The organism is [Mycobacterium] manitobense (assembly GCF_025821665.1).
Classification (GTDB): domain Bacteria; phylum Actinomycetota; class Actinomycetes; order Mycobacteriales; family Mycobacteriaceae; genus Mycobacterium; species Mycobacterium arseniciresistens.
The window spans coordinates 121,638-131,610 of record NZ_JACKSJ010000093.1 but is presented as its reverse complement, the minus strand read 5'-3'; the positions used below and the strand labels follow the sequence as shown (position 1 = coordinate 131,610).

10 protein-coding genes are annotated in these 9,973 nt (G+C 69.7%); 3 read left to right on the top strand and 7 right to left on the bottom strand.

The window, feature by feature from the left end; genetic code table 11:
• Window positions 1–33: 33 nt before the first annotated feature.
• Complete coding sequence (locus H7I41_RS12415; protein WP_264012889.1) at window positions 34–525, top strand: DUF501 domain-containing protein; 492 nt, start codon at window positions 34–36, stop codon at window positions 523–525.
• Window positions 522–1,460, top strand: a complete 939-nt coding sequence (locus H7I41_RS12410) for a Ppx/GppA phosphatase family protein (protein WP_308214614.1) — start codon at window positions 522–524, stop codon at window positions 1,458–1,460. The genes H7I41_RS12415 and H7I41_RS12410 overlap by 4 nt, the downstream gene beginning before the upstream one ends.
• A gap of 57 nt (window positions 1,461–1,517) precedes the next feature.
• Here H7I41_RS12410 and H7I41_RS12405 read toward each other — a convergent pair whose 3' ends face one another.
• The 6 genes from H7I41_RS12405 to H7I41_RS12380 all read right to left on the bottom strand — a co-directional run bounded on the left by H7I41_RS12405 (window position 1,518) and on the right by H7I41_RS12380 (window position 7,131).
• Window positions 1,518–2,627: a diguanylate cyclase domain-containing protein gene (locus tag H7I41_RS12405; RefSeq protein ID WP_264012881.1), complete on the bottom strand. Its 1,110-nt coding sequence runs from the start codon at window positions 2,625–2,627 to the stop codon at window positions 1,518–1,520.
• 474 nt (window positions 2,628–3,101) lie between these two features.
• Window positions 3,102–4,658, bottom strand: a complete 1,557-nt coding sequence (locus H7I41_RS12400; RefSeq protein ID WP_264012880.1) for a radical SAM protein — start codon at window positions 4,656–4,658, stop codon at window positions 3,102–3,104.
• Entirely contained in the window at window positions 4,655–5,119 is a 465-nt protein-coding gene (locus H7I41_RS12395) for a hypothetical protein (RefSeq protein WP_264012879.1), read from the bottom strand. The genes H7I41_RS12400 and H7I41_RS12395 overlap by 4 nt, the downstream gene beginning before the upstream one ends.
• Window positions 5,116–5,901, bottom strand: a complete 786-nt coding sequence (locus H7I41_RS12390) for a prolipoprotein diacylglyceryl transferase (protein WP_264012878.1) — start codon at window positions 5,899–5,901, stop codon at window positions 5,116–5,118. The genes H7I41_RS12395 and H7I41_RS12390 overlap by 4 nt, the downstream gene beginning before the upstream one ends.
• A 50-nt stretch (window positions 5,902–5,951) precedes the next feature.
• Window positions 5,952–6,656: a ZIP family metal transporter gene (locus H7I41_RS12385; RefSeq protein ID WP_264012877.1), complete on the bottom strand. Its 705-nt coding sequence runs from the start codon at window positions 6,654–6,656 to the stop codon at window positions 5,952–5,954.
• A gap of 10 nt (window positions 6,657–6,666) precedes the next feature.
• Window positions 6,667–7,131: a DUF4383 domain-containing protein gene (locus H7I41_RS12380; protein WP_264012876.1), complete on the bottom strand. Its 465-nt coding sequence runs from the start codon at window positions 7,129–7,131 to the stop codon at window positions 6,667–6,669.
• A 109-nt stretch (window positions 7,132–7,240) separates the two neighbouring features.
• Between H7I41_RS12380 and H7I41_RS12375 the strand changes: the two genes are divergently transcribed.
• Window positions 7,241–8,071, top strand: coding sequence for a VOC family protein (locus H7I41_RS12375; protein ID WP_264012875.1), 831 nt, complete (start codon window positions 7,241–7,243; stop codon window positions 8,069–8,071).
• Between the two features lie 6 nt (window positions 8,072–8,077).
• Here H7I41_RS12375 and H7I41_RS12370 read toward each other — a convergent pair whose 3' ends face one another.
• Window positions 8,078–9,949, bottom strand: coding sequence for a propionyl-CoA synthetase (locus tag H7I41_RS12370; protein ID WP_264012874.1), 1,872 nt, complete (start codon window positions 9,947–9,949; stop codon window positions 8,078–8,080).
• Window positions 9,950–9,973: the final 24 nt, after the last annotated feature.

Sequence of the window (9,973 nt, the reverse complement as noted above, 5' to 3'; positions counted from 1 at the left end):
GTCCGCCGCCCGGCCCGCCCGCGCCCCCGCCCGGTGGTTGAGCGCGCCGACCTCGAGGCCATCGCGCGGCAACTGGGCCGCGAGGCCCGCGGGGTGCTCGAGATCGCCTACCGGTGTCCCGACGGCACCCCGGCGGTCGTGAAGACGGCGCCGCGACTGCCCGACGGCACCCCGTTCCCGACGCTGTACTACCTGACCCACCCGGCGCTGACGGCGGCGGCCAGCCGGCTGGAGTCGGCGGGTCTGATGCGTGAGATGACCGATCGGCTGCATCAGGACCCGGAATTGGCCGCGGCGTACCGGCGGGCGCACGAGTCGTATCTCGCAGAGCGCGACGCGATCGAATCGCTGGGCACCACGTTCTCCGGCGGCGGCATGCCCGACCGCGTCAAGTGCCTGCATGTGGTGATCGCGCATTCGCTGGCCAAGGGGCCGGGGGTGAACCCGTTCGGTGACGAGGCGTTGGCGGTGCTGGCCGCAGAACCTGGGATGGAGGGCATTTTGGACCCGGAGGTGTGGACGTGAGCCGAGTCGCGGCCGTGGACTGCGGCACGAATTCGATCCGGTTGCTCATCGCCGATCCCGTCGATGGCCGGTTGCGCGACGTGCACCGGGAGATGCGGATCGTCCGGTTGGGGCAGGGCGTCGACGCCACCGGCGAGTTCGCTCCGGAAGCGTTGGCGCGCACCAGGGCCGCGCTCGTCGACTATGCCGCCCTGATGCGCGACCACCGCGTCGAGCGGGTGCGGATGGTCGCGACGTCGGCGGCACGCGACGTGGCCAACCGGGAGGCGTTCTTCGCGATGACGGCCGAGGTGCTCGGCGACGTGGTGCCGGGTGCGGTCGCCGAGGTGATCAGCGGCACCGAGGAAGCCGAGCTGTCCTATCGCGGCGCGGTCGGCGAACTGGATCCCGACGCGGGGCCGTTCGTGGTGGTCGATCTCGGTGGCGGCTCCACCGAGGTGGTGGTGGGCCGACGGGAGGTGGAGGCGAGTTACTCGGCCGACATCGGCTGCGTGCGGCTCACCGAGCGGTGCCTGCGCTCCGATCCGCCCACCGCCGAGGAGATCTCGGCCGCACGAGAAGTGGTGCGCGACGGGCTGGCCGCGGCGTTCCGTGCGGTGCCCGTCGAGGGCGCCCGGACCTGGGTGGGGGTGGCCGGGACGATGACGACCCTGGCGGCGCTTGGCGCGAAGATGACGACCTATGACTCCGAGGCCATCCATCTGTCGCGGGTGGGGTTCACCCGGCTCCGCGAGGTCTGCGACGAACTGCTGACCATGACGCGTGCGCAGCGTGCGGTGCTCGGGCCGATGCACGAGGGCAGGGTCGACGTCATCGGTGGCGGTGCGCTCATCGTCGAGGAGCTGGCCGACGCCCTGGGCGCCCGGGCCGGTCTGGACGAGCTGGTGGTGAGCGAGCACGACATCCTCGACGGCATCGCCCTGTCGGTCTCCTAGCGATTTCGGCGCGGAAACTCGCTCAGCGATCGCGAGCGCGCCGAAATCCCCAGGAAGTCAATGCCAGTCGTCGTCGAGCCGGTCGAGCACCCGCAACCGCGGTGACAGCCGCAGCGCGGTCCGGCTGCCACCATCTCTGCGGGCAGCGGCCATGGCGGCGGAGGCGACGCCGAGCAGTTCGTCTACCACTTCGGGAACCGGCTGGTCGCTCAGCGGCATCAGTGACGTGCTGACGGCACCGATACTGGCCGTCAGCCGGAAGGGCGCATTCCTGACTGTGGCGTGGATGCGGTCGGTCAGCGGTTCCGGGTCCGCGACGGTGAACAGGTCGGCGATCAGGTACTCGGTGTCCGCGACATGGGCCAGAACGGTGTCGCGCCGCACGTTCTCCCGCAGGCGTTGCGCGATCGCGACCCGGGCGCGATCGCCGGTCGCGGGGCCGTGCAGGCCGGTGAGCAACGAGAAGCTGTCCAGGCTGACCACCAGGACCACGAGATACCGGTCATCGCCACGGCTGCGCGCACCCAGCAGCGTGGCCATCCGCTCGTCGAAGGTCTCCCGGGTGAGCAGACCGGTGAGCGGTTCGATCCCGGTGTGACGGGGTTCGATGCCGATCAACTGGATCGCCGTCCGGCAGGCGACGGTGAACATGACGGTGACCAGCAGCACCAGACCGACCGCGGTGACGGCACGGGCGATGTCGTCGACGGCGATGCGTGCCGCGAGCACCGCCAGTACGGACCCGCCCACGGCCCACGGCACGGCAAGCAGCCGGCCCGAGTGGAAGAGCATGGTGAACGCCGACAGCGTTGCCAGGCCTGTCGCGCCGAGCATGCCGACCACGGGTTCGTGCTGGATCAGGCAGGCGGCCGCGATGCACCCCGAGCCGACGACGACGGTGGTCTGCGACTGTCCCCGGGTGGGCCACCGGGGCCTGCGCCACACCCATCCCATCACCAGGCAGCACACCGCGATGCCGACCGCGATGCCGCGGTTCAGCGGACCCTGGGGCCCGGCGGGACTGGCGAGCAGGACAGCCGGGACGACTCCGAGGCCGACGATGGTGGCGGCGATGGCCCGGCACATCACGACCTGCAGGTCGTGACTCGCGAAGTACGCGGTCAGCCAGTAGTAGCGGTCTTCCTCGCGCGGTTGGCGTGGTCGCATCAACAGCAGGCCCGCTACCTTCCGCCGCACCGGGGTGCCGCGACGACCCCTCGTACATTCGCGGCGCGGCGACGAAGATGTCGGCCGTGTGGCCATCGCGTCGCTTCAGGGATGGTTTGTCGGCGGTGCGTCGGGCTGCGCTGCTTTTTTAACGTCAGGGTTGCTCCCGGCGACCACCTCGTGGGGATATGGACGCGACCTATCCTTTTTCCCTCACGTGGATCGGGGTGTTCGGACGTCTCGAGAAACGTGTCGCAGGGGTCAGCCGTGCGTCGGACGTGGCACTGCCGGAGCGCTGACGCCGCAGATGTCCATTCGCCGAGAGGACCCTCAAACATGGTGAACTCGTCGTCCGCACGCTGTTTCGCCAACGAGGGGGAAGAAAGGAAGGCGGAGAACGCCTTCGAGCCGGTCGACTGCTGGGCAGCCGCGTCCCACCATACGCACCGTCGAAATAGTTTGTCGAGACCGCCGCTAGGTGGCCTCGATCAGCGGCAGCTCGCGGCCGGCGGCGATCGAGAGCCGCTGCCGGCCGAGCGCGGGCCAGGCCTGTACCGCACAGAACGGGGCGCACTGGTCCTGGGTGGACCTGGTGCCGACGTGCACGCAGCACTGCACCAGGCGCTCCTCGATCATCGTCGACATGTCCATGAACGGTTTGACGGTGAGCCGGACGACCCGTTCGCCGAGCAGCCGGCGGATCTTGTTGCGACGTCCGGGTAGCGCCGAGGATGCCAGCGTCAACATCGTCGACATACCGAGATCGCAACTCTCGCAGATGATCCGCCAGATGTCGCCGATCTTGGGATGCGACAGCGACGACTGCTCCGAGAGCAGGCCGAGCAATGACTCCTGCACAGCGACCCGCAGCTGCTGCGGGATTTCGGCGTCGGCGATGCGGTTGGCCACCAGGCCGAGCCGGTCCTTGAGAACGTCGTGCCCGATCAGGGACACCAGGGAACGCCACCGGTCGCTGTCGTCGCGGATGAGGTAGCCCACCGAGCAGCAGTGTGGATGTGAGCACGGCAGCGCGGTGAGGTCCCGCCACGTCACCAGCCCGTCCGTCTGCGGACCCAGCCGGCTTAGCACCCCAGTGTGGGTGAGCCGGTCGAGCGGGTCGATCAGCCCCGACCTGCCGGACCCGAACTGCGGCTGGATCGTCAGCCCACCGACGTAGGGGGTGTCGAGCGCCAGCCGCACCATCTGCCCGATCTCGTCGTCATTGACCCCGAGCGTCACGGTCATCACCAGAGTCGTGAAGATCTCCCGCTCGGAGAGTCGCTGCAGTGCAGTGGCTTTCATCCGGCTCAGGTCGCCGCCGCGGTGGAAGCGGTGCGTCGCGGCGGCCTGGCCGTCGTACTGCAGGTAGACCTCGACACGCTGCCGGTGCTCGGTGAGCAGGTCGAGCAGCGCGTCGTCGGTGGCGATCCGGATGCCGTTGCTGTTGACCAGAATCCGAGTGATCGGCCGCGCGGTCAGTTCGGTGAGCAGCCGCGCCAGGTCCGGGTGCAGCGTCGGTTCGCCGCCGCTGAGCATCAGGACGTCGATGCGGCCGTTCTCCCGGGCCAGCCGTTGGTCGACGTTGGCTAGCACGTCGGCGACCGGCACGACATTGCGCAGATCGGGGGAGGAGTCGGTGAAACAGGTGGGGCAGCGCAGATTGCAGGTCTCGGCGATGTCCTCCAGCAGGATGCAGGTGTGCTGGGTCTGCATCTCGGGCAACCCGCGCAGATACGCAGACGGCACCGGGTCGAAGTTCCCGGCCACGTCCGGGACATGGGCCTTGGTCGGCGCGGTCCACTCCTCGAGGTAGCTCAGGATCTCGGGGTCCTCGTCGTAGAGGGTGCGCACCAGGCCGTGCTCGCGGCAGCCGCGTTCGAGCCACACCCGGCCGTCACGTTCGACCAGCCAGGCGTTGAGCCGGACGACGTCGGCGAGTGGTCGCTCCGGTGCCTGGTCGTGGCAGCGGGGGCAGTAGGCGGTGACGTAGCGGTGAATGCGGTCGCCGCGCAGCGACATCCCGGGCGTCATGTCGTGTACAGCTCGGGGTTGATTCCGGTGCAGAAGCCGACGGTGACCAGTGAGGTGACCGCCCAGCCGATCATCAGGCCGAGCCCGAGGCCTCTGGCGCCGGGGTTCGCCGATCGCAACAACGCCGCGCCGCCGCCGAATGCGATGAGCAGCAGCATCACCGCCGCTCCTCCGAACACCGCGTCGGAATCCCGGTACTGCGCTCCCACGATGAACGCGGCGAACGCGAGAACGGAGTTGATCATGATGTACAGCAGGGTGCCGAGCACCGCCATGCCCGCGCTGAGGCGCGACTTCTGCTGAGGCGGTGGATAGTACGGGTATCCCTGCGGATAGCCTGGCGGCGGGTAACCCTGCAGGTACCCCGGTGGCGGGCCCTGCGGGTAGCCGGGCGGTGGACCCGTCGGCCGGCCGTCTTCCGGGTAGTCCTCCGGCGGTGGTTCCGATGGCGGGAACGTCATACAGGTACTTCCTGGTTGCGGGCCGGTGAGCGATAGTACCCACGCCGGTGTCCGTACCACAGCCGAACGGCGATCACGATCAGCGACGGCAACAGGAACCATTGCGGCCGAGTGAGATCCAGCCACACCGTCTCGTTGGCGCGGGTGAACTCGACCAGGAACCGGAACGCCGCGTAACCGGCGATGTAGATGACGAACAACTCCCCGGGCCTGCCGATCCGCGGTCGCAACCAGAGCAGCACGACGAACGCGGTGAGCTGGAAGGCGATCTCGTAGAGGAACGACGGGTGCATGGCCAGGCCGGCGAGACAGCCAGGGCATTCCGGGGTCTCGGCGGGGGCGTGCACGCCCCACGGCAGGTCGGTGGGGCGGCCGGGAGCCTCGGTCAGATGGCATCCGATGCGGCCGATCGCCATGCCGAGCGCCACGGCGGGCGCGAACAGGTCGCCGGTCTTGCCGCGGTATCCGCCGACCCTCTTGGCGACCAGCACCCCGATGTATGCGCCCAGCAGGCCGCCGAGGATGCTGCGCGAGCCGAACTGCCACGCCTCGGCCAGGCTCGGGTTGGCCGAGAAGTCCAGATGGCGGGCCCAGCCGGACAGCCGCATGCCGATCGCCCCGCCGATCAGGGCGCCCGCGACGGCAACGAGCGATTGTTCGTTCACCGCTGCGCGCCTTCGGGCCTCGTGCACGAAGACCGCCATCGCCGCAATCACACCGAGCGCCACGAACACGCCGTGCACCGGTACCGCGAGCGGTCCGACGTGCCAGGCGGGAACCATGGGCGCAACCTATCGCGTCTGACGGGGGCCGGGCACCCCGATCGCGGCACTCAGGACGACAGGGACAGTCCGGCCGCGAGGGCGAAGCCGAGTACGGCGGCCAATCCGGCGGACTCCCGGGCTTTCTCGGTGGCCTCCGGGATCATCGAGCCGACCAGCATGACGAGCAGCGCGCCTGCGGCGAACCCGTCGATGCCGCCGCGCGTCTGGTCACCGGCGAACTCCTGCAGCTGGTAGCCCGCGGCCGTCGCCGCGACGCAGACGAGCGCAACGGCGCCCCAGCCCGCCACGATGCGCTTGGCGGGGCGCCCCGCGGCTCGCATGTCGGTGGCCGAGCCGATGGATTCCGGAAGGTTCGACACGAAGATGGCGAGCACCAGCGCCGGACTGACGGCGCCGCCACCGGCGATGCCGATGCCCAGCACGGCCTGCTCCGGTATGCCGTCGAGGAGGGCGCCGAGCAGCAGCGGCCAGCCGCTGGCTGCCGATCCGACGCCACCGAGACGGTCGACGGCCCGGTCGGCAACGAAGAAGGTGACGGCGCCGAGTGCCAGACCGGCCGAGACCGCCACCGCGCCGCCGACGCGAAAACCCTCCTCCGCCAGTTCGAACGAGATGCTCGACACCAGGGCGCCTGCACCGAAACCGAGCACCCAGCCGACCAGTCGTCCGTTCCACTTGCGCGCCACCCCGGCGAGCGCGCCGATCACCAACGAGGACGCTGCCACAGCACCCCACAGCAGCGCGCTCAGCACACGGGCAAGCCTAGGCCGGGGCCCGCCTGCGCACGCGTTGCTTCGTCGGGTCGCGCCGTCCGCTCAGCGTCAGACCGAGCAGCAGCATGCCCGCGCCCAGGCCGAGGTGCAGCCAGTTGTCGGCGTTGTTCAACGGCACGAAGTTGGCTGGGCTGCCGCGGTCGATCAGCAGGCCGTACACCCAGAGTCCGAGGTAGGCCATGCCGCCGCCCAGCAGGTAGAGCCGGGAGCCGACGTAGCTGCGCGCCGACAGCAGGCCGACGACGCCGAACGCGAGATGCACCGCGTTGTGCAGTCCGGACACCGCGAACGTGCCGAACAGCATCGCCCCCGAGTGGTGACCCGCCCACTCCAGCCGGTCGTAGTGACTCGTCAGGCCCGGTATGAAACCGGCGGCACCGACGATCAGGAACGCGGCGGCGACGATGATCGCCGCAGCCTGCACCGCCATGTACTTCGGAGTCTTCGTTGTCATCGCCGTACCTCCCTCCAACCGTTATTGACGGGTCGGTAGGTGAAGGAAGTACCCCCGCTGTGGTGCGATTAACCTGTCGCCGATCGGATGACCCGGAGGAGCCCGCGAGATGGCAGACCAGCACACCTACCCGGCAGGCGTCCCGTGCTGGGTCGACACCGAGCAGGCCGACGTCGACGCGGCGGAACACTTCTACACCGGCCTGTTCGGCTGGACATTCTCTGACGCGGTCCCCGCCGCCGCGCCCGGGACATACTTGATCGCCTCACTGGGCGGCCGCGACGTCGCGGCGATCGGCCCTGCGGCACGCAACGACGAACCGCAGTGGAACACCTACATCGCCGTCGACGACACCGAATCCGTCGTGGCGGCAGTACTCGAGGCCGGCGGCGCCGTCACGATCGACCCCGTCGATGCCGGACCCGGTGGGCGAATGGCTGGGTGCACGGATGCGGCCGGAGCGGATTTCCGGCTCTGGAAGGCGCGCCGCCGGCCGGGTGCTCAGCTGGTCAACGCGCCGGGCGGCTGGAACTTCAGCGACCTGCACACCGCCGACCCCGCTGCGGCGGCCGACTTCTACGCCTCGGTCTTCGATTGGCAGTTCGAGGATCTCGGGTTCGCGACGATGATCCGTCGGCCGGGCTATGGCGACCATCTCGAGGTGACGGTCGACCCAGGCATTCGCGATCGGCAGAAGGGCGTCTCCGCGCCGCAGGGCTTCGAAGATGCGATCGGCTGGCTGGTGCCGACGCCCGGTGTGGCAGACCGTTGGCATGTCACGTTCTCCGTGGCCGATCGTGACGACTCGGTGGCGTTGGCCGAGAAACTCGGCGCCACCGTGTTGTCGTCCGACGACTCGCAGTGGTCGAAGACGGCCACGGTGCGCGACCCACAGGGCGCCGTGCTGACGCTGAGCCAATACACGCCACCGCAGGGGTGACGGCGGTCAGTCTCTCAGCACCGGTGTGAGCGCATCGATCACCGACGGGTCCTCGATGGTCGACGGCAACGGCTCGTCGCGGCCCTCGGCGATACCGCGCATCGTCTTGCGCAGGATCTTGCCCGAGCGCGTCTTGGGCAGCGCCGACACCACGTCGACGGCCTTGAAAGCCGCCACGGCGCCGATGTTCTGGCGTACGGCCTCGACGAGTTCCTCGGCGAGTCCGTCGGCCGAGGCTCCGGACTTCAGCACGACGAACCCGCGCGGCACCTGTCCCTTGATGTCGTCGGCCACCCCGATGACGGCGCACTCGGCGACCGCAGGATGGTCTGCCAGCACCGCCTCGATCGACCCCGTCGACATCCGGTGCCCGGCCACGTTGATGACGTCGTCGGTGCGGCCCATCACGAACAGGTAGCCGTCCGCATCGAGGTAGCCGCCGTCACCGGTCAGGTAGTGGCCGGGGAACGCCGACAGGTACGACGACACGTAACGGTCGTCGTCGCCCCACAGCGTCGGCAGGGTGCCCGGCGGCAGCGGCAGCCGGACGCAGATCGCGCCTTCTTCGTCGGGGTCGCAGGGCGATCCGTCCGGCCGCAGGATGCGCACGTCGTATCCCGGCATCGGCACGGTTGCCGAGCCCGGCTTGACCGGCATCTGCTCGACGCCCATCGGGTCTGCGGCGATCGCCCAGCCGGTCTCGGTCTGCCACCAGTGGTCGATCACCGGCACTCCCAGTTTCTCCGAGGCCCAGTGGTAGGTGCCGGGGTCGAGCCGCTCGCCGGCCTGGAACAGGTACGTCAGCGCGGACAGGTCGTGGTCGCCGATGTGGCGGCCGTCGGGATCCTCCTTCTTGATGGCCCGGATGGCCGTGGGCGCGGTGAACAGCGCCTTGACCCGGTGCTGGGCGGCCACCCGCCAGAACGCGCCCGCATCGGGTGTGCCGACGGGCTTGCCCTCGTACAGCACGGTCGTCGCACCGGCGAGCAGCGGCGCGTAGACGATGTAGGAGTGGCCGACGACCCAGCCGACGTCGGACGCCGCCCAGTAGACGTCGCCGGGCGCGGTGTCGTAGACGTGGCGCATGCTCCACAGCAGCGCGACGGCGTGCCCGCCGTTGTCGCGGACGATGCCCTTGGGCCTGCCGGTGGTGCCGGATGTGTACAGCACGTAGAGCGGGTCGGTGGCGGCGACGGGAACCGGGTCGACGGCTTCGGCGCCGGCGACGAGTTCGGCCCAGTCGCGGTCGCGGCCGGGGGTGAGCGTGCACGGCGACTGCTCGCGCTGCAGGATCACGCAGGCCGTCGGTTGATGCTCGGCGCGCTCGAGTGCGGCGTCGAGCATCGGCTTGTAGTCGACGATGCGGGTCGGTTCGATGCCGCACGACGCCGTCACCACGACGGTGGGGCGGGCGTCGTCGATGCGGGCGGCGAGTTCGTGCGCCGCGAAGCCGCCGAACACCACCGAGTGCACGGCGCCCAACCGGGCGCACGCGAGCATCGCGATCACGGCCTCGGGCACCATCGGCAGGTAGATGACGACGCGGTCGCCCTTGCCGACTCCCAGTCCGCGCAGTGCGCCGGCGAAGCGCGACGTCAGGTCGAGCAGTTCGCGGTAGCTGTAGGTGCGGGTGGTGCCGGTGACCGGCGAGTCGTAGATCAGCGCGGCCTGCTCGGCGCGGCCACCGGTGACGTGGCGATCCAATGCATTCGCGCAGGTGTTCAGCTCCCCGTCGGGGAACCACCGGTAGAACGGCGGATTGTCGTCGTCCAGAATGCGTTTCGGTTCCCGCGTCCAGGTGACCGCCGTCGCCGCGTCGGCCCAGAAGGCCGTCGGGTCGGTGATGCTGGCGTCGAACAGTTCCTGGTAGGCACCCATCTCCGTACGGTAACCCCCAGGGTG